This window comes from Cellulomonas sp. URHE0023 (assembly GCF_000688475.1).
GTDB lineage: Bacteria > Actinomycetota > Actinomycetes > Actinomycetales > Cellulomonadaceae > Cellulomonas.
In genome coordinates this window covers 493,539-512,949 of the sequence record NZ_JIAN01000006.1, presented here as the reverse complement: position 1 = coordinate 512,949, position 19,411 = coordinate 493,539, and the positions used below count along the sequence as shown (strand labels likewise).

19 protein-coding genes are annotated in these 19,411 nt (G+C 71.3%); 12 read left to right on the top strand and 7 right to left on the bottom strand.

What is annotated here, in order from left to right:
* Positions 1 to 3 precede the first annotated feature (3 nt).
* The 3 genes from leuA (at position 4) to recO (ending at position 3,617) form a co-directional block, all read left to right on the top strand.
* Positions 4 to 1,749 (top strand): 2-isopropylmalate synthase, encoded by a 1,746-nt coding sequence (gene leuA / locus N553_RS0111660; RefSeq protein WP_028046665.1) that lies wholly within the window; start codon positions 4 to 6, stop codon positions 1,747 to 1,749.
* A 250-nt stretch (positions 1,750 to 1,999) separates the two neighbouring features.
* Positions 2,000 to 2,824, top strand: a complete 825-nt coding sequence (locus tag N553_RS0111655; protein ID WP_028046664.1) for an LLM class flavin-dependent oxidoreductase — start codon at positions 2,000 to 2,002, stop codon at positions 2,822 to 2,824.
* 61 nt (positions 2,825 to 2,885) lie between these two features.
* A complete protein-coding gene (recO, locus tag N553_RS0111650; RefSeq protein WP_028046663.1) occupies positions 2,886 to 3,617 on the top strand; it encodes a DNA repair protein RecO in 732 nt (243 codons plus the stop codon).
* Between the two features lie 25 nt (positions 3,618 to 3,642).
* Here recO and N553_RS0111645 read toward each other — a convergent pair whose 3' ends face one another.
* Positions 3,643 to 4,125 carry an SRPBCC domain-containing protein gene (locus N553_RS0111645; RefSeq protein ID WP_028046662.1) on the bottom strand — a complete coding sequence of 161 codons (483 nt, stop codon included), beginning with the start codon at positions 4,123 to 4,125 and terminating at the stop codon, positions 3,643 to 3,645.
* Positions 4,126 to 4,228: 103 nt separating this feature from the next.
* Here N553_RS0111645 and N553_RS22385 point away from each other — a divergent pair, with 103 nt between their 5' ends.
* Positions 4,229 to 5,032 (top strand): isoprenyl transferase, encoded by an 804-nt coding sequence (locus N553_RS22385; protein WP_034621827.1) that lies wholly within the window; start codon positions 4,229 to 4,231, stop codon positions 5,030 to 5,032.
* Positions 5,033 to 5,061: 29 nt separating this feature from the next.
* Positions 5,062 to 5,409: a VOC family protein gene (locus N553_RS0111635; protein ID WP_028046661.1), complete on the top strand. Its 348-nt coding sequence runs from the start codon at positions 5,062 to 5,064 to the stop codon at positions 5,407 to 5,409.
* Between the two features lie 2 nt (positions 5,410 to 5,411).
* On the opposite strand, the gene N553_RS0111630 is transcribed toward N553_RS0111635, so the two are convergent.
* From N553_RS0111630 to N553_RS0111615, 4 genes are read right to left on the bottom strand one after another with little or no spacing between them, the layout of a single operon-like run.
* Entirely contained in the window at positions 5,412 to 5,981 is a 570-nt protein-coding gene (locus N553_RS0111630; RefSeq protein WP_028046660.1) for a DedA family protein, read from the bottom strand.
* Entirely contained in the window at positions 5,978 to 6,925 is a 948-nt protein-coding gene (locus N553_RS22380) for a metal ABC transporter permease (protein ID WP_034621825.1), read from the bottom strand. The genes N553_RS0111630 and N553_RS22380 overlap by 4 nt, the downstream gene beginning before the upstream one ends.
* Complete coding sequence (locus N553_RS0111620) at positions 6,922 to 7,710, bottom strand: metal ABC transporter ATP-binding protein (RefSeq protein ID WP_028046659.1); 789 nt, start codon at positions 7,708 to 7,710, stop codon at positions 6,922 to 6,924. The genes N553_RS22380 and N553_RS0111620 overlap by 4 nt, the downstream gene beginning before the upstream one ends.
* Positions 7,707 to 8,654 (bottom strand): metal ABC transporter substrate-binding protein, encoded by a 948-nt coding sequence (locus tag N553_RS0111615; protein ID WP_231505242.1) that lies wholly within the window; start codon positions 8,652 to 8,654, stop codon positions 7,707 to 7,709. The genes N553_RS0111620 and N553_RS0111615 overlap by 4 nt, the downstream gene beginning before the upstream one ends.
* 151 nt (positions 8,655 to 8,805) lie before the next feature.
* Here N553_RS0111615 and N553_RS0111610 point away from each other — a divergent pair, with 151 nt between their 5' ends.
* The 6 genes from N553_RS0111610 (at position 8,806) to dusB (ending at position 15,217) form a co-directional block, all read left to right on the top strand.
* Positions 8,806 to 10,188, top strand: coding sequence for a glycine--tRNA ligase (locus N553_RS0111610; RefSeq protein WP_028046657.1), 1,383 nt, complete (start codon positions 8,806 to 8,808; stop codon positions 10,186 to 10,188).
* Between the two features lie 134 nt (positions 10,189 to 10,322).
* Entirely contained in the window at positions 10,323 to 11,300 is a 978-nt protein-coding gene (locus tag N553_RS0111605) for an ABC transporter ATP-binding protein (protein WP_028046656.1), read from the top strand.
* The gene (locus N553_RS0111600; protein ID WP_051640096.1) at positions 11,297 to 12,094 is read left to right on the top strand and encodes an ABC transporter permease; all 798 of its coding nucleotides are present in this window, start codon (positions 11,297 to 11,299) and stop codon (positions 12,092 to 12,094) included. The genes N553_RS0111605 and N553_RS0111600 overlap by 4 nt, the downstream gene beginning before the upstream one ends.
* A 50-nt stretch (positions 12,095 to 12,144) precedes the next feature.
* Positions 12,145 to 13,410 carry a sensor histidine kinase gene (locus N553_RS22375; protein ID WP_156043811.1) on the top strand — a complete coding sequence of 422 codons (1,266 nt, stop codon included), beginning with the start codon at positions 12,145 to 12,147 and terminating at the stop codon, positions 13,408 to 13,410.
* Entirely contained in the window at positions 13,407 to 14,018 is a 612-nt protein-coding gene (locus N553_RS0111590; RefSeq protein ID WP_028046654.1) for a response regulator, read from the top strand. Before N553_RS22375 ends, N553_RS0111590 begins: the two co-directional genes overlap by 4 nt.
* A 14-nt stretch (positions 14,019 to 14,032) precedes the next feature.
* Positions 14,033 to 15,217 (top strand): tRNA dihydrouridine synthase DusB, encoded by a 1,185-nt coding sequence (dusB, locus tag N553_RS0111585; protein ID WP_028046653.1) that lies wholly within the window; start codon positions 14,033 to 14,035, stop codon positions 15,215 to 15,217.
* 15 nt (positions 15,218 to 15,232) lie between these two features.
* On the opposite strand, the gene N553_RS0111580 is transcribed toward dusB, so the two are convergent.
* Complete coding sequence (locus N553_RS0111580; protein WP_028046652.1) at positions 15,233 to 16,114, bottom strand: carbohydrate kinase family protein; 882 nt, start codon at positions 16,112 to 16,114, stop codon at positions 15,233 to 15,235.
* Positions 16,115 to 16,193: 79 nt separating this feature from the next.
* Between N553_RS0111580 and N553_RS0111575 the strand changes: the two genes are divergently transcribed.
* Complete coding sequence (locus N553_RS0111575) at positions 16,194 to 17,654, top strand: alpha-amylase family protein (RefSeq protein ID WP_028046651.1); 1,461 nt, start codon at positions 16,194 to 16,196, stop codon at positions 17,652 to 17,654.
* A 40-nt stretch (positions 17,655 to 17,694) separates the two neighbouring features.
* Here the strand turns inward: N553_RS0111575 and N553_RS0111570 are convergent, their stop codons facing one another.
* Positions 17,695 to 19,401, bottom strand: a complete 1,707-nt coding sequence (locus tag N553_RS0111570; RefSeq protein WP_028046650.1) for an alpha-amylase family glycosyl hydrolase — start codon at positions 19,399 to 19,401, stop codon at positions 17,695 to 17,697.
* Between the last annotated feature and the right edge of the window lie 10 nt (positions 19,402 to 19,411).

The window sequence follows — 19,411 nt, the reverse complement described above, 5'->3', positions numbered from 1 at the left end:
CCCATGAGCTATCTGGAGACGAGCGCGCAGAAGCCGTCGTCGATGCCGGTGCACAAGTACCGCCCTTTCGACGAGCAGATCCGCGTCGAGCTGCCCGACCGGCAGTGGCCGGACCGCCGCATCACCAAGGCCCCCCGCTGGTGTGCCGTGGACCTGCGCGACGGCAACCAGGCGCTGATCGAGCCGATGAATCCCGCCCGCAAGCTCGAGATGTTCGAGCTGCTGGTGCAGATGGGCTTCAAGGAGATCGAGGTCGGCTTCCCGTCCGCCTCCCAGACGGACTTCGACTTCGTCCGCAAGCTCATCGAGGACGACCTGATCCCCGATGACGTGGTCATCCAGGTGCTGACGCAGGCGCGTGAGCACCTGATCGAGCGGACGTACGAGGCGATCGCCGGCGCCAAGCAGGCGATCGTGCACCTCTACAACTCCACGTCCACGCTGCAGCGCGAGGTGGTGTTCCGGTCCGACGAGGACGGGATCGTGGACATCGCGGTCTCCGGTGCCCGGTTCTGCAAGAAGTACGAGGAGCTCGTCCCGGACACGGACGTGTACTACGAGTACTCGCCCGAGTCGTACACGGGAACGGAGCTGGAGTACGCGCTGCGGATCTGCAACGCGGTGCTGGACGAGCTGGCGCCGACGCCCGACCGCAAGGTGATCATCAACCTGCCGGCCACGGTCGAGATGGCCACGCCGAACGTCTACGCGGACTCGATCGAGTGGATGAGCCGCAACCTGCGCTACCGCGAGAGCGTCGTCCTGTCGCTGCACCCCCACAACGACCGGGGCACGGCGGTCGCCGCGGCCGAGCTGGGATACCTGGCGGGCGCGGACCGCATCGAGGGCTGCCTGTTCGGAAACGGCGAGCGCACGGGGAACGTCGACCTGGTCACGCTCGGCATGAACCTGTTCAGCCAGGGCGTGGACCCGGAGATCGACTTCTCCGACATCGACCACATCCGTCGCACCGTCGAACGCTGCAACCAGCTGCCTGTCGGCGAGCGGCACCCGTACGGCGGTGACCTGGTGTTCACGGCCTTCTCGGGCTCGCACCAGGACGCGATCAAGAAGGGCCTGAGCGCCATGGAGGTCTCGGCCGCGGCGCAGGGCGTCTCGGTCGACGACCTCGTCTGGGCGGTCCCGTACCTGCCGATCGACCCGAAGGACGTAGGGCGGTCCTATGAGGCGATCATCCGCGTCAACTCCCAGTCCGGTAAGGGCGGCATCTCCTACCTGATGAAGTCCGAGAAGGACCTGGACCTGCCGCGCAGGCTGCAGATCGAGTTCTCGCAGGTGGTGCAGAGGCACACCGACCAGCACGGCACCGAGGTCACGGCCGACGAGCTGTGGCACATCTTCAACGACGAGTACCTGCCGGTCGAGGAGGGCAGCCCGTTCGCGCCGTGGGGCCGGTTCTCGCTGCGTGGCACCCGGGGCACGAGCGTCGAGGACGGCCCGGACACCCTGGAGGTCGACCTTGTCGACCGTGAGGTCCGGCGCACGCTGACCGGTTCGGGCAACGGCCCGGTGGCCGCGTTCGTGTCCGCGCTCAAGGACCTCGGCGTGAACGTCGCGGTGCTCGACTACGCCGAGCACGCGCTCTCCGCGGGCGGTGACGCAGCCGCGGCTGCGTACGTCGAGTGCGCGATCGGCGACGAGATCCTGTGGGGCGTCGGCATCGACCCGTCCATCACGACCGCCTCGCTCAAGGCGATCATCTCGGCCGTCAACCGGCACGAGCGCTGACGGACGCCGCTTCGTCCCGGAGCGGCGCCATCCCCGCCGGCTCCGGGCGTGTGCAGCGTCGTCTCGGCGACCCCGTCGACCGCTGTGCGCATCCTCGCGCCGCTGACCCCTGCCCCGCCTTCCGTCACCACCCCTCGACGGAACGCGTATCCCAGGTGTCGGCGGCGCGAGCGACGTACGGAGGCCGGCAGCGTGCCGGACCTGGGCGGCGCCCTGACGCGTGTCGGCGGTCCGGCGTAGCGTCGGCGGCATGAAGTTCGGTGTCACCGCGTCCTGCGGCTCGGCCGCCCAGTCGATCGAGATGGCGGTCGCCGCCGAGGAGGCCGGCTGGGACGGGTTCTTCGCGTGGGACGGCATCAGCGTCGGTGCGATGGACACCTTCGACCCGTGGACGCTGCTCGGCGCGGCCGCGGTCCGGACCCGTCGGATCACGCTCGGCGCCATGGTGTTCTCCTTGCCGCGACGCAAGCCGTGGGAGGTCGCCCGGCAGGCACTGACGGTCGACCACCTCTCCGGTGGCCGGCTCGTGCTGCCCGTCGGGCTCGGTGCCGTCGACGACGGCGCCTACAGCCGCGTGTCCGGTGAGAGCGTCGACGTCAAGGAGCGGGCGGCCCTGCTCGACGACTCGCTCGCCATCCTCGACCTCGCCTGGACCGGTGAGCCGTTCAGCTTCGAGGGCACCCACCACCGGGTCAGCGACCTCGTGTTCCAGCCGCGGCCCGTGCACGGACGCATCCCCGTGTGGGTGATCGGGTCGTGGTTCGCTCCTCGGTCGATGCGTCGGGCCGCCGGTCGTGACGGCGTGCTGCCGATCCGCAGGGAGGACGGGTTCGACCCGCTGAGCCCGGACCAGCTGCGCGAGGTGCGGGCCTGGGTGTCCGAGCAGCGCGGAGGTGAGCCGTTCGAGCTCGTCGTCGAGGGGGTGCTGCCGTCCGACCCCGTGCAGGCCCGGGACCGTGCTGCGACGCTCGAGGATGCCGGCGTCACCTGGTGGATCCACTCGGACTGGGACTTCAGCACCGTGACGCCGGACGGCCTGCTCGACCGGATCCGGCTCGGCCCCGTCCCACGGTGAGGTGCTGACGGCTCCAGCGCGGCGGGCGGTCGCTGTGGGCGGTCCGGGGGAGACTAGGACGGTGAGCCTCTATCGCGACGAGGCGATCGTGCTGCGTACCCACAAGCTGGGGGAGGCCGATCGCATCGTCACCCTCCTGACCCGGTCGCACGGCAAGGTGCGTGCGGTGGGCAAGGGTGTGCGCCGGACCTCATCGCGGTTCGGCTCGCGGTTGGAGCCGTTCATGCACGTCGACGTGCAGCTGAGCACGGGCCGCAACCTGGACATCGTGACGCAGGCCGAGACCCTCGGGTCGTACGGGCGTCAGGTGTGCGAGGACTACACCCTGTACACCGCGGGCGCCGTGATGCTCGAGACGGCGGACCGGCTGGTCGAGGCCGAGCGGGAACCGTCGCTGCAGCAGTACTGGCTGCTGGTCGGTGCGGTCCGGGCGCTCGCAGCCCGCGAGCACGCTCCGGGCCTCGTTCTCGACTCCTACCTGCTGCGCGCGCTGGCCGTTGCCGGCTGGGCGCCGAGCTTCACGGACTGCGCGCGCTGCGGCGAGCCCGGTCCGCACTCGGCCTTCGCCGTCGCGTCGGGCGGTGCGGTCTGTCGGGCCTGCCGCCCGCCAGGGGCCGCGGCGCCCGCTCCGCAGACGTTCGAGCTGCTCGCCGCCCTGCTCGCGGGCGACTGGTCTGTCGCGGAAGCGAGTGCCGAGCGGCATCGCGGCGAGGGCAACGGTCTGGTCGCCGCGTTCTGCCAGTTCCACCTGGAGCGTCAGCTGCGCTCGCTGCCGATGGTCGAGCGGGTCTGACCGCCCGACCACCGGCCCCCGCTCACTACAGAGCGGACGCGAACGCGGACGCGACGGGGTCCTTCGAGCCCGTCTCGATGAAGCGACGCAGGTTCCCCAGCACGTAGGAGCTCCACGAGTCGTCGCAGACCTCGTAGCACTCGTGCTCGGGGACGAGCCCGACGTGGGTGAACACCACCTGGGTGCGTCCGCCGTTCTCAGCGATGTCGAACGTGACCGTCGTGCCGTTCCACTCCTGCCGGTTGGCGATGAACGTGAGCTCGCTCTCGAGCGCCAGCCACGCGATGCGGGTGCTCGGGACCAGCTCGGTGATCCGGAACTTGACGTAGTGCACGTCGGTGACGCGGTAGGTGAACTCCGCGCCGAGCTCGTCGGTACGGCCCTCGATCTGCGGTTCGGTCGGTGCCGGCGGGCCGGCCCACCACCCGCGGACGTCGTTGATGGCCGTGAAGACCTCGTCGGCGCTCTGGTCGACGGTGAAGGTGAGGGTCAGGCTTGTGCTGCTCATGGTGCGGGTCCCTTCCGATGTGCAACCGATAAATTGCACTTCACCGTAGGTGCTCGACCCGCATAGTGCAACCATTCGGTTTCACATCGGCTGGCGCGGCACAATGTCCGTCGTGCCGCACCCTGTCGAACCGCCGTACCCGCACCCGTCGGGCGCCCGTCCGCCGAGCATCCCCAAGGAGTTCGTGCCCAAGCACGTGGCCGTGGTCATGGACGGCAACGGCCGCTGGGCGAACGCGCGTGGGCTGCCCCGTGTCGAGGGCCACAAGGCGGGGGAGGCCTCGCTCCTCGACGTGGTCGCCGGGGCCATCGAGATCGGCGTGGAGCACGTCTCGGCGTACGCCTTCTCCACCGAGAACTGGTCGCGCTCACCCGACGAGGTCCGCTTCCTCATGGGCTTCAACCGTGACGTGCTGCGCAGGCGCCGCGACCTCATGAACTCCTGGGGGGTGCGCGTGCGGTGGGCGGGCCGGCGTCCGAGGCTCTGGCGGTCCGTGATCAACGAGCTCGAGACCGCCGAGGAGCTGACCAAGGGCAACTCCACGGTCACGTTGACCATGTGCGTGAACTACGGCGGTCGCGCCGAGATCGCCGATGCGGCACAGGCCATCGCCCGCGAGGTCGCGGCCGGTCGGATCAGGCCGGAGAAGGTCAACGAGAAGCTGTTCGCGAAGTACCTCGACGAGCCCGACCTGCCGGACGTCGACCTCTTCCTGCGGTCCTCGGGCGAGCAGCGGACGTCGAACTTCATGATCTGGCAGGCCGCCTACGCCGAGCTCGTGTTCCTGGACGAGCCCTGGCCGGACGTGGACCGCCGGCACCTGTGGCGCGCGGTCGAGACGTACGCGCGCCGCGACCGTCGCTACGGCGGGGCGGTCGACAGGGCGGAAGGTTCCAGCCCGGGGTGATGTCGGCGGTTCCGGCTACAGTCGTCCAGATGGCGTTCACCGTGGAGATGATCACATTCGACACGGCCGATGCCCGGGCGCTCGCCGCGTGGTGGGCCGCGCAGCTCGGTGGCACCGTCCGCGACGACCACGACGGCTGGTACGTCATGGTCGTGCCGCCCGAGGGTGGTCCGTGGCTCGGGTTCCAGAAGGTCACGCACCCGACGCCGGGCAAGAACCGGGTGCACATCGACCTGCGGCCGCAGGACCCGGCCGGCGCGATCGAGCGGCTGGTGTCCAACGGCGCGACGTTCGTCGCCGAGCACGAGGCGGGTCCCGTCGCATGGACCGTGCTGGCGGACCCGGACGGCAACCAGTTCTGCGTCGGGCGCGGCTGACGTCAGGCCGGGTCCGCAGGCACGGCCGGCTCGACCGGCACGTCTCGCCGCGCGCGACGAGACAGCCGGAACCACACGAGCCCGCCGATCACGACGGCCAGCACAAGCACCCCGGCAAGAAGCGCCCACGGAGACGCGTCGAACAGGTTGAGCGCCCCCCAGACGGCGCCGAAGCCGATGGTCGCCCAGACCACCGCCCAGACGAGGGCGCCGGGGATCGAGGCGAGCGTGAACCGCAGGTACGGCATCCGGACCAGCCCGGCGGACGCGAAGATCGCGGTCTGCAGCCCGACGGTCAGGTAGGCCAGCATGACGGCGAGAGCGCCCCAGCGGCGCACCATGCCGAGGCCCTTCTGGGCGGCGCTCGTGCTGGTCCACTGCTCGAGCCTGTCCATGGTCGAGTGCCACCAGCCGGGGCCGCGGTCATGCTGATGGGTGCCCTGCGCTCCGCGGACCACACCGCGCCCGGCCCAGTACGTGGCGTGCGATCGGGCCATCACGATGACGAACAGCCCGACGATCGCGATGCCGACAGGGACCCCGCCGAGGTGGTAGGCGTCCCGGACGTTCACTCCGCGATCGTACGTGAGGGCGGATCGATGACCGTGTCGTCGACGAGCAGGACGTCGTCGACCATGTCCGGGTGCGGGTCCCGTGGGGGGACCGGGCGCCGGACCAGAGGGCGTACCGCAGCGCCGACCCCGTAGACGAGGATCGCCAGGACGACGATCGTCGCGCCCGGCGGGATGTCGTGCCAGTACGTGATGACGAGTCCGACGACGCTGACCACGACGCCGATGATGCTCGCGGCGGTCATCGTGCGGCTGAACGACCTGGCGTACAGCTGCGCGATCGCCACCGGCACGATCATGAGCGCGCTGACCAGGAGAAGGCCCACCACGCGCATCGCGATCGTGACGGTCAGTGCGGCGATCGTGGCGATGAGCATCGACAGGAGGCGCACGGGAAGGCCGCTGGCGCGGGCGAACTCCTCGTCGTGGCTGACCGCGAACAGTGCGGTGCGCAGGCCGAGGCCGGCACCGAGCACGAGGGCTGCCAGTCCGGCGGTCCACCACAGGTCGGTCGTCGACACGGTGGAGATCGACCCGAACAGGTAGCTGACGAGGTTGGCGTTGGTGCCGCCCGCGACCTTGATGAGCAGCACGCCACCAGCGATGCCGCCGTAGAACATCAGAGCCAGGGCGAGGTCGCCGCTGGTGCGGCCCCGTTCGCGCACCAGCTCGATGACGATCGACCCGGCGATCGCCGCGACCACGGCGCCCGGCACGGCCAGGGCGTCCTGGGGGACCAGCCCGGCCCAGCTGCCGACGAGCCAGCCGACCGCGACCCCCGTGAGGGCGACGTGGCCGATGCCGTCACCCATGAGGGCCATGCGCCGCTGCACCAGGAACGTGCCGACGACCGGCGCAGCCGCACCGACGAGCACGGCGGCGATCAGGGCTCGTTGCATGAGGGGAGACGTCAGCAGCTCGACGACCTGGTCCCAGGCGGTCACGGGAGCACCTCCACGGTGAACGGCGAGGGCGGTTCCTCAGGGTCGGAGTGTGCGTGCGTGTGGTCGTGCCACTCGCCGGCGTGCTCGTCGCGGGCGTGGGGCGGCGAGCCGTCGTGCGCGACGCGTCCGTGCCGCAGCACCACTGCTCGGTCGATGAGCGGGGCGAAGGGCCCGAGCTCGTGCAGGATCACGACGACCGTGGTCCCCGCCTCGTGCAGGCGGCTGATCGTCTCGACGAAGGTGGTCTGCGTCGGGATGTCGATGCCGGACGTAGGCTCGTCGAGCACGAGCAGGTCCGGCCGGCACACGAGGGCACGGGCGATCAGCACGCGCTGCTGCTGGCCGCCGGACATCTCCTGAACCTGCTGGTGCACCCGGTCGGCGAGGCCCACGTCGGCGAGGGCGTCGAGGGCCCGCTGGCGATGTCCGTGCGGTCGACGGAGCATCCGCCCGTGCAGGAGCCCGGACGTCACCACCTCGAGCGCCGTGGCGGGGATCCCGGATGCGGCAGGCAGCCGCTGGGGGACATAGCCGATGCGGTTCCACGGGGCCGTCGGACCGAGCGGTGCACCGAACAGGCGGACGGCGCCGGTCGTCATGGGGATGACACCCAGCAGGCTCCGGACCAGGGTCGACTTCCCGGAGCCGTTGGCGCCGAGGAGCGCGAGGACCTCGCCCTGCGCCACCGTCAGGTCGATGCCGGCGAGGATCGGCTGGCCGCCGATGGTCACGCCGAGGTCGGTCGCCTCGATCACGGGCGTCGGGTGGGTCGACGGGCTGCTCATGTGCACTCCAGGTCCGTGCGCAGGGCGTCGAGGTTGCGTGCGGCGATGGAGAAGTAGTCGTCCGCGGGGTCCGCGAGGCCCTCGATCGGGTCGAGCACCGCCGCGGTGATGCCGAGGTCGGAGGCCAAGGTCTCGGCGACCTTCGGGCTGACCAGGCTCTCGAAGAAGATCGTGCTGATGTCCTCGCTGCGGACGATCTTCTCGACGGCGGCGAGCCGGGCGGGTGACGGCTCTGCCTCGGGGTCGATCCCGGAGATGCCGACCTGCTCGAGGTCGTACCGGTCCGCGAGGTACCCGAACGCCGCGTGCGAGGTGACGAACGTCCGGGTCCGGCAGTCGGCGAGGCCGTCGGAGTAGGCCGTGTCGAGGTCGTCGAACCGCTGGGTGAGCGCGGCGGCGTTGGCGGCGTACTGCGTCGCGCCGTCCGGGTCGATCTCGCTCAGGGTCTCGGCGACGTCCTGGACGAGCGCGGGCATGCGGGTCGGGTCCAGCCAGAAGTGCGGGTCGTAGGCACTCCGGTCGTGCTCCTCGGCTAGGGGCTCCCCGGAACCGGCCTCGTGCTCCTCGTCGGTGGTGAGCAGCTCGGTGTCCTGAGCTGCGTCGACGACGTGGTCGGGGCCTGTGAGCGCGACGGCGTCGTCGACTGCCGGCTGGAACCCTGACAGGTAGACCACGAGATCGGCCTGGTCCAGCCGGGAGACCTGCGCGGGGGAGAGCTCGACGTCGTGCGGCTCGGCACCCGGCGGCGTCAGTGATCGGACCGTGACGCGCTCTCCGCCCACTTCCTGCACGACGTGCTCCAGAGGGTAGAACGACGCCATGACGTCCACCGTCCCGTCGGCGACCGGGGACTGTGCGTCGGTGGCGCAGCCGGTGAGCGCGGACCCGACGAGCAACGCGGGGCCGGTCAGCAGGGCGGCGACCCGTAGCGCGGGGGGGATCATGGGGATCATTCTCATCGTAATCGAGAACGATTGTCAAAACCGTTGTGCCGCTTCACCGGTAACCTGAAGCGCTGCTCAATCCGCGACGACGTCGCGGTCCGCCCGCCCGCGACACCCAGCCGCGGGCGCCACCACCCTGGAGTGATCGAACGTGGCACCTTCCCGACTGGACTCTGTCGTCTCCCTCGCCAAGCGGCGCGGCTTCGTCTTCCCCAGCGGTGAGATCTACGGAGGCACCCGGTCCGCGTGGGACTACGGACCCCTCGGTGTCGAGCTGAAGGAGAACATCAAGAAGCAGTGGTGGCGCACCATGGTGCAGGGCCGCGACGACATCGTCGGCCTGGACTCGTCGGTGATCCTGCCCCGCCAGGTCTGGGTCGCCTCCGGGCACGTCGGCGTCTTCACCGACCCGCTGACCGAGTGCCTGAGCTGTCACAAGCGCTTCCGCGAGGACCACCTCGTCGAGGAGTTCGAGGAGAAGAAGGGCCGTGCGCCCGAGAACGGCCTCGGCGACATCGCCTGCCCCAACTGCGGCACCCGCGGTCAGTGGACCGAGCCCCGCGACTTCAACATGATGCTCAAGACGTACCTGGGCCCGGTCGAGGACGAGTCCGGCCTGCACTACCTGCGCCCGGAGACCGCGCAGGGCATCTTCGTGAACTTCGCGAACGTGTCGACGACGGCCCGCAAGAAGCCCCCGTTCGGGATCGGCCAGATCGGCAAGTCGTTCCGCAACGAGATCACGCCCGGGAACTTCATCTTCCGCACCCGCGAGTTCGAGCAGATGGAGATGGAGTTCTTCGTCGAGCCCGGCACGGACGAGACCTGGCACCAGTACTGGATCGACACGCGTACCGACTGGTACGTCGACCTGGGCATCGCTCGCGACAACCTGCGGCACTTCGAGCACCCGCAGGAGAAGCTCTCGCACTACTCGAAGCGCACCGTCGACATCGAGTACCGCTTCGGCTTCCAGGGCAGCGAGTGGGGTGAGCTCGAGGGCATCGCCAACCGCACCGACTTCGACCTCAAGACGCACTCCGAGCACTCCGGTCAGGACCTCTCGTACTTCGACCAGGCGACGAACACACGCTACGTGCCCTACGTGATCGAGCCCGCCGCCGGTCTGACGCGGAGCCTCATGGCGTTCCTCGTCGAGTCGTACACCGAGGACGAGGCCCCCAACACCAAGGGCGGTGTCGACGTCCGCACGGTGCTCAAGCTCGACCCGCGCCTGGCTCCGGTCAAGGCCGCCGTCCTGCCGCTGTCGCGCAACGAGTCCCTCTCGCCCAAGGCCCGGGACCTCGCCGCCGAGCTGCGCAAGAACTGGAACGTCGACTTCGACGACGCCGGTGCCATCGGCCGCCGGTACCGCCGCCAGGACGAGATCGGCACGCCGTTCTGCATCACGGTCGACTTCGACACGCTCGAGGACCAGGCCGTGACCATCCGGCACCGCGACGACATGACGCAGGAGCGGGTCTCGCTCGACAAGGTCACCGGCTACCTCGCGCAGCGGCTCGTCGGCGCCTGACGACCAGACGCGAACGGGTCGGCGGCCCTCAGGCTGCCGACCCGTTCGCGACGGCCACCGTGGTGACATCCGTCATCTCGATCGGGTGACGGTCGGCCGGGACGTGCGAGTGCCTGGGTCGACAAGATCGAGCCATGACATTCACCGACACGCTCCCCACGCCGGCACCCGCCGGTCCGAGCCCGCTGGCGATCGACCTGCGCGGCTTGCACAAGTCCTTCGGAACGGTGCGCGCCGTCGACGGGATCGACCTCGCGGTCTCGCCCGGTGAGGTCGTCGCGTTCCTCGGCCCCAACGGTGCGGGCAAGACGACGACGATCGACATGCTGCTCGGCCTGGCGAACCCGGACCAGGGTTCGGTCTCCGTCCTGGGGCTGGAGCCCGGCCGGGCCATCGCCGAGGGACGGGTCTCGGCCGTCATGCAGAGCGGCGGGCTGCTCAAGGACCTGACCGTCGGCGAGACGGTCGAGCTGACCGCGTCGTTCTTCCGCTCGGCGCGCAGCGTGCCGGAGGTGCTCACGCGTGCCGGCATCGCCGACATCGCGGACCGCCGGGTGGGCAAGTGCTCCGGCGGCCAGCAGCAGCGCCTGCGTTTCGCGCTGGCCCTGCTGCCCGACCCGGACGTGATCGTCCTCGACGAGCCGACCACCGGGATGGACGTCGAGGGCCGTCGGGACTTCTGGACCGCGCTGCGCGCCGACGCGTCGCGCGGCCGGACGATCCTCTTCGCGACGCACTACCTGGAGGAGGCAGACGCCTACGCCGACCGGATCGTGCTGGTCAGCCGCGGCAAGATCGTGGCCGACGGGTCCGCCGCGCAGATCAAGAACCTGGCGTCCGGCCGGATCGTGAGTGCGTCGCTGCCGGACATCACCCCCGCCCAGACCGCGGCCGTGGAGAGCCTGCCCGGCGTCCAGGGTGTCGAGCTGCGTGGCGACCGGATCCTCGTGCGGACGTCCGACTCCGACGGCGTCGCCCGCCACCTTCTCACCAGCACCACGGCCTCCGACGTCGAGATCACCGCCCGAGGTCTCGAGGACGCGTTCCTCGCGCTGACGGGCGACCACGCCGAGGCCGACGAGGCCACCGAGACCACCAGGAGCAACGCATGAGCGCCACAGCCCCGACGACCTCCACGATCGCGACGTCGACCGACCGCGCGCCACGGACCGGGCTGGTGAACGTCCGCTTCCTCGGCGTCGAGCTGCGCCGGCTGGTCCGGAACCGCCGCACCGTGGTCTTCACGCTGGTGATGCCGCCGGTGTTCTTCCTGCTCTTCGGCACGGCCGAGGACTACACGACGCAGTCCGTCGGCCATGCGAACGTGACCGCGTACATCATGGTCTCGATGGCGCTGTACGGCGCCATGATCGCCACCACGAGCGGCGGTGCGAGCGTCTCGGTCGAGCGCGCTCAGGGCTGGACCCGCCAGCTGCGCCTCACGCCGCTGCGACCGTCCACGTACGTCTTCACCAAGGTCGCGGTCGCGATGGTGATGGGTCTGGCCGCGGTCATCGTCGTCGGTGGTGTGGGCCTGGCGTCGGGTGCCACGGGGGGTGCCAGAGTCCTCGCAGAGTCGCTCGTGCTCGCGTGGGTGGGCTCGGTCGTGTTCGCGGCGTTCGGTCTGTTCATGGGCTACCTGCTGCCGTCGGAGAACGTCATGCAGATCCTCGGCCCGAGCCTGGCGCTGCTGGCCTTCGCCGGCGGTCTGTTCGTCCCGCTCGGGGAGGGCGTGTTCGCGACGCTCGCCAAGTTCACGCCCACCTACGGCCTGGCCGAGCTGGTCCGCGCACCCCTGACGGGTGACGGCGTCAGCATCTGGGCCGTCGTCAACGTCGTGGCCTGGGCCGCCGTGTTCGGGTTCGGTGCGGCCTGGCGGTTCCGCCGGGACACGGCACGCGTGTGACCTCCTCACGGGTGCGTCCGACGGACCGCCGCCCGACTACCGTGGACGCCGTGAGGCGCGAAGCGGAGGTCGGCGGCGGTCCTCCGTCCGCGGTTCCGGCCGTGCCCGGACGTGCAGCACCACAGGCGGGGCCGGCGGGGCAGGACCCGGACGAGCGCTACCCGAACTGGGGTGGCCGGGCTGCCTTCGTCGACGACAACGACGGCTTCGGGAGTCCGCGCGTCCGCAAGGTCATGCGGGTCGTCGGCCCCCTCATGGGGGTGGTCTGGGTCGTCTTCCTGGTGCAGCCCTGGTCGGTCGCCTGGCACAGCCCACCGGGACCTGAGCGCACCATCTCGCTGCTCGCGATCGCGGGCCTCGGGGCGAGCTTCACCTGGGTGGTCCTCGCCCGCGTGGGACCCAACCGTCGCCAGCGGGACTCGAACCGTTTCGTCATCCTCGTACTTGGCGGTCAGCTGGTTCTCGTCGGCCTCTCCTGCCTCGCCACCCAGGAGCAGGGTCTGTCCGGCATCGTGTTCGTCTGCGTCTCCGGCGTCTTCCTCCTGCGTGACCCCCGCGCACTTCTGCTTGCGGCTGTCGTCGCGGTGGCCGTCGTGGTCGTTCCGCGCCTGGTCCCGGGGTGGGAGACCGACGACGAGCTCGTCATCTCGGTGATCCTGGCGACGGTCGCGGTCTACGGCTTCACGCAGCTGATCCTGCGCAACCGTCAGCTCCGCCTGGCGCAGGACGAGGTCGCGATGCTGGCGGTGGACCGCGAGCGCGAGCGGATCGCCCGGGACATGCACGACGTCCTCGGGCACTCGCTCACGGTGATCGCCATCAAGGCGGAGCTCGCGGGCAAGGTGTTCGACCTCGACCCCGACCGCTCCCGCGCCGAGATCGCCGAGGTCCAGGCGCTGGCGCGCACCGCCCTCGCGGACGTCCGGGGCATGGTCACCGCGACGCGCGAGATGACCCTTGCGGGGGAGCTGACCGGTGCCCGTCAGGCGTTCGACGCGGCCGGCGTCGAGGCAGAGGTGCCCGGCTCGATCGACGAGGTGCCGGCCGAGCTGCGCGAGCTGTTCGCGTGGGCGCTGCGTGAGGGCACGACCAACGTCCTGCGCCACTCGGCCGCGACCCGGGTCCGCGTCACCATGTCCTGCGACACGCTCACGGTCGACGACGACGGCTACGGTCCGGCGGTGGTCGGCGCCGTCCCGGGCAACGGACTGACCGGTCTGAGCGAGCGGGCCCGGGCCGCCCGCGCCCACGTGACCGTGTCCGCGAGCCCGCTGGGCGGGTACCGACTGCTGGTCACCACGAAAGGTGCCCGATGATCCGCCTGCTGCTCGCCGACGACCAGGCGCTGGTGCGCGGTGCGCTCGCAGCCCTGCTCGACCTGGAACCCGACCTCACCGTGGTCGCGCAGGTCGGTCGTGGCGACGAGGTGGTGGCCGGGGCCAGGGCGGCTCGCGCGGACGTCGCGCTGCTCGACGTCGAGATGCCGGGCATCGACGGGATCGCCGCGGCGGCCGCGCTGAAGGCGCAGCACCCGGCCTGCCGGTCGCTGATCGTCACGACCTTCGGTCGCCCCGGCTACGTCCGGCACGCGCTGGACGCAGGTGCCAGCGGCTTCGTCGTCAAGGACACGCCCGCCGACCAGCTCGCCGACGCGGTGCGGCGCGTGCACCAAGGGCTCCGCGTCATCGACCCGGACCTCGCGGTCGAGTCGCTCGCGGTCGGGCACAGCCCGCTGACCGACCGCGAACGTGACGTCCTGGTGGTCGCGGCGACCGGCGGGACCGTGGCGGACATCGCCCGAGAGACGTACCTGTCCGAGGGAACGGTGCGCAACTACCTGTCCGCGGCCATGGGCAAGACGGGTGCTCGCACGCGCGCCGAGGCCGTCCGGCTGGCTCAGGAGTACGGCTGGTTGCTGGGCTGAGCGACAATGGAGGCATGACCGTCTCTGTCCCAGTGGTCCCCGCGCGCGCCGGCGCCGTGCTGCCGCCGTTGCGGATCGGACCTCTGACGGTCGACACGCCGGTCGTCCTGGCACCCATGGCCGGTGTCACCAACGCGGCGTTCCGGCGCCTGTGCCGCGAGTCCGGCGCCGGTCTGTACGTCGCCGAGATGGTCACGTCTCGCGCGCTGGTCGAGCGTGGCGAGGAGTCGATGCGGATCATCTCGCACGAGCCGGACGAGCGTCCGCGGTCCGTGCAGGTGTACGGCGTCGACCCCACGACGGTCGCTGCGGCGGTCCGGCTCATCGCCTCCGAGGACCGGGCTGACCACGTCGACCTCAACTTCGGCTGCCCGGTGCCCAAGGTCACGCGGCGTGGCGGTGGCGCGGTGCTCCCGTGGAAGCGGGACCTGTTCCGCGCGATCATCACGGCCGCCGTGGACGCCGCCTCGCCGTACGGCGTGCCGGTCACCGTGAAGATGCGCAAGGGCATCGACGACGACCACCTGACGTACCTCGAGGCCGGGCTGGTGGCGCAGGAGGTCGGTGTCGCGGCGGTCGCGCTGCACGCCCGGACCGCTGCCGACTACTACTCCGGGACCGCCGACTGGGATGCGATCGCCCAGCTCAAGGCCACCGTCACGGACATCCCGGTGCTCGGCAACGGGGACATCTGGTCCGCCGAGGACGCCCTCGAGATGGTCGCGCAGACCGGCTGCGACGGCGTCGTCGTGGGTCGCGGCTGCCAGGGTCGGCCGTGGCTGTTCGCGGACCTCGCGGCGGCGTTCGCCGGCTCGGACGAACGCGTGAAGCCTGGTCTGGCCTATGTCGCGACGATCGTGCGCCGACATGCGGAGCTGATGGTCGAGCACTTCGGCGACGAGGGGAAGGCGCTGCGCGAGATGCGCAAGCACATGGCCTGGTACTTCAAGGGCTACGTCGTCGGAGGCGAGACCCGTGCGGCGCTCGGGCTGGTCTCGACGATGGCCGAGCTGGACGACCGCCTGGCCGGGCTCGACCTGGACCAGGGCTACCCGGGGGCGGGTGCCGAGGGTCAGCGCGGTCGCGCCGGCTCGCCCAAGCGGCCTCTGCTCCCGTACGGCTGGCTCGACTCGCGGGAGCTGTCCGCGGAGTTCGCGAAGGCTCTGCACGAGGCCGAGCTGAGCGTCTCCGGCGGCTGACCCCTGGCTCCCGGTTCAATGGCGGCGGACCGGGACACCGGCCGCCAGGCGGGCTACGTCGTCGCGCGTCGCGTGCGGGGCGCCCAGGGAGCGGGTTCCGACCGCCAGTGCCCCCGTCGCCGCGGCGTGAGCCAGCGCGGTCGTGGTGGGCAGGCCGTCGAGGACCGCCGACAGCAGCCCGGCCAGGAACGCGTCGCCGGCGCCGTTGGTGTCGATGACGGTCGCGTCGGCGGTGCCCACTGAGATCCAGCCGTCGGCGTCGAGCGCGAGCGCGCCCTCGGCGCCGTCGGTGCAGACCGCCAGACGGCAGCCTCGGGCCACGGCGTCCGCGAGGTACGCCCGCCGGTCGGTCAGGCGGGCCGCACTGACGAGCAGGACGTCGGCGGCGACGGCGAAGTCGCGAGGGTAGGCCGCTGCGCCGTCGTCGTCGTGCACGTCGCACCACACGGGGACGCCGGCAGCCCGGGCGGCCGTGAGGAGAGGACGACTGTGGTCGGCGAGGTCGAGAACGGCGACGTCGACCCCGTCGAACGAGGGCGCAGGTCCCGGGGCGGCGGTCGGCAGCTCGAGGTAGATCGAGAGGCGCGCGCCGTCGTCGGCCATGAGGTTGACGTGCCGCTCGGTACGTCCGGCCGATGCGGGCTGTGCCACGAGGTCGATGCGAGGGTGGTCGAGCGCCGCCCGTACCTGGGTCCCGAACGCGTCGTCACCCAGCACCGTCCGCAGCGTGACGTCCACTCCCAGCGCGGCCAGGGTCACCGCCTTGCCCGCCGAGGTGCCGCCGAGGCCGTCGTCGTGCGAGCTCGCGAAGAGCGTGTGCGAGACAGGGGCCGGCAGGGCCGGCAGCCGGACCAGGGTGTTCCAGGACGCCGGACCGTTGATCAGCACATGAGTCACGGACGCGATCCTAGGGCGCTAGGGTGAGCGTTCCTGCAACTTGCTGCAACGTGTTGCGGCCCGTATCCGGTTGGTGACGATGACGCACCCGCTCCGTGCCCGCGCGCTCCTCGCGGCCGTCGCGCTCGGCCTGCTGACGGCCTGCACCGCCCCGGACGAACCCGTGGCGGTCCCGACGGACGGGGCCGGCCACGACGTCGGGGTAGAGCTGTTCCAGTGGACCTGGGAGGCGATCGGGCGCGAGTGCACCGACCACCTCGGCCCCGCCGGCTATGCGTGGGTGCTCACCAGCCCGCCGCAGGAGCACATCCTGGGGGAGCAGTGGTGGACCGCCTACCAGCCGGTGAGCTACCAGGTGGAGTCGCGCCTCGGCACACGTGAGCAGTACGCGACCATGGTGGCGACGTGCCACGACGCCGGGGTCGACGTGTGGGCCGACGCCGTGGTCAACCACATGACCGGACAGGACGAGCCCGGCACCGGCTGGGCCGGTTCGTCCTACAGCCACTACGGCTACCCCGGCCTGTACGACGAGGCTGACTTCCACCACTGCGGGCTGACGCCGAACGACGACATCTCGAACTACAAGGACGCCGCCCAGGTGCAGACGTGCGAGCTGGTCAACCTCGCCGACCTGGCCACCGAGGCCGAGCACGTCCGCTCGACGATCAGGACCTACGTGCAGGACCTGCTGTCGCTCGGTGTCGACGGCTTCCGCATCGACGCCGCCAAGCACATGGCCCCGCAGGACGTCGCGGCGGTCGTCGCGGACCTGCCCGAGGGCACCGGGATCGCGCAGGAGGTGATCCGCGGTAGCGGCGAGCCGGTCACGCCCGAGCAGTACACCGGCAACGGCCAGGTGTACGAGTTCGCGTACGGCAAGGACCTCAAGGGGATCCTGGCCGGCACCCCAGGGCTCGCGCTCCGGCTGGGCGAGGGCTACCTGCCGTCGCAGGACGCCGTCGCGTTCGTCGACAACCACGACACCGAGCGCAACGGCTCCACGCTCAGCTATCTCGACGGAGCGGACTACGGGCTGGCCAACGTGCTGATGCTCGCCGGGCCGTACGGCACGCCGCAGGTCTACTCCGGGTACGCGTTCACGGACCGCGACGCAGGCCCCACGCAGGACGCGGACGGACGCGTTGTCGACGCGGCCTGCGCGGACGTGCCGGGCCCGGACGCGAACGTGGTCGACGGCGACTGGGTGTGCCAGCACCGCTGGCCGGCGGTCGAGGGGATGCTCGGCTGGCGTGCCGTCGCCGCGGAGGCGCCGGTGAGCGACCCCTGGCACCGGGGTGAGGGCGTGGCGTTCGGGCGAGGGGACCGCGCCTTCGTCGTGGTCAATGCGGGCGACGAGCAGCTCACCGTCGACCTGGCCACGAGCCTGCCGGACGGCCGCTACTGCGACGTCCTGACGGGCCCGGTCGTGCGCGGCGCGGACTGTCCGGGCGCCGAGGTCGTCGTCCAGGACGGATCCGTGAGCGTCGCCGTCCCGCCGAGCGGTGCACAGGCCTGGGACCTGGCGTCCCGCCGCTGACAGCAGGGTCAGCGACGGGACGGCACGTCCCGTCGTCCGGTCAGCCAGGCAGGCGCACCCAGGCCGTCGCGTCGGACGGGACGAGCACCGTGCCCGCGTCGTCGAGCCCGAGCTCGACCGACGCCAGCAGCACCTCGGCGCCCGCAGGGAGCGAGACGGGCGTCGAGCCCAGGTTGGCGACGACCAGCACCTCACGGTTGGTGAACGCGATGACGTCGTCGTCGAAACCGGGCGCCCATGCGACGCCCCCGGAGCCGAGCACCGCGGACCGCCGCAGCGCGAGCGCCGACCGGTAGGTCTCGTAGGTGGACCCCTCGACGCCGCGCTGCGCGTCGAGCGCGTAGGCGGCCCAGTCGGCCGGCTGCGGCAGCCAGGTGACGCCCGTGGGCGAGAACCCGAACCCTGCCTGGTCCGCAGCCCAGGGCAGCGGGACGCGGCAGCCGTCACGGCCCCGCTCGGCACCGCCGGTGCGGAAGAACGCAGGGTCCTGGCGCAGGTCGTCGTCGAGCGAGGTGTGGTCGGGGAGCCCGAGCTCCTCGCCCTGGTAGAGGTAGGCCGACCCGGGCAGACCGAGCATGAGCAGAGAGGCGGCGCGTGCACGCCGCAGGCCCAGGGCCACGTCGGGCTGCTCGTCGCCGTGCCCGATGCCGTTCGGCCGCGAGCCGGGCACGGTCAGGCCCAGCCGGGAAGCGTGCCGCACGACGTCGTGGTTGGAGAGCACCCAGGTGGTGGGCGCGCCCACGGAGTCGGCCGCGTCGTAGGAGGCTTCGATGACGGCGCGCAGCGCAGGAGCGTCCCAGTGCGTCGCCAGGAACGCGAAGTTGAAGGCCTGCTGCATCTCGTCGGGCCGGACGTAGCGGGTCAGCCGGGACAGCGGGTCCACCCAGGCCTCGGCCACGAGCGCGCGGTCGCCGGGGTACTCGGCGAGCACCCGGTTCCACGCGCGGTAGATGTCGTGGACCCCGTCCTGGTCGAACATCGGGCCGTGGTTCCCGGTGGCGGCCTCGGACCCGTCGGAGCCCTCGATCATCGAGACGTGCCCGTCCCAGTCGGGCAGCCCGGGAGCCTTGACCATGCCGTGGGCGACGTCGACGCGGAAGCCGTCCACCCCCCGGTCCAGCCAGAAGCGCAGGATCGCCTCGAACTCGGCGCGGACCTCAGGGTGCTCCCAGTCGAGGTCGGGCTGACGCGAGTCGAACAGGTGCAGGTACCACTGCCCGTCCGGCACCCGGGTCCAGGCGGCGCCGCCGAAGATCGACTCCCAGTTGTTGGGCGGGAGCGACCCGTCGGGGCCCTTGCCGTCGCGGAACAGGTAGCGGGCGCGCTCCGGCGAGCCGGGCGCGGCGGCGAGCGCGGCCTGGAACCACACGTGCTCGTCGGAGGTGTGGTTGGGGACCAGGTCGACGATCACCCGCAGGCCGAGTCCGTGTGCGCGCTCGAGCATCTGGTCGAAGTCGGCGAGCGTGCCGAACAGCGGGTCGACGTCGCGGTAGTCGGCCACGTCGTACCCCGCGTCCGCCTGCGGGGAGCGGTAGAACGGCGAGAGCCACACCGCGTCGACACCCAGCTCGGCCAGGTGCTCGAGCCGGGACGTCACACCGGGCAGGTCGCCGATGCCGTCGCCGGAGGCGTCCGCGAAGGAGCGTGGGTAGACCTGGTAGATCACCGCGTCGCGCCACCACTCGCCGGCGGGCGAGCCGGCGGCGTGGACGAGGGTGGTCACCGGGCGCGCGTCAGTCGTGGTCATGCGGGCAGGC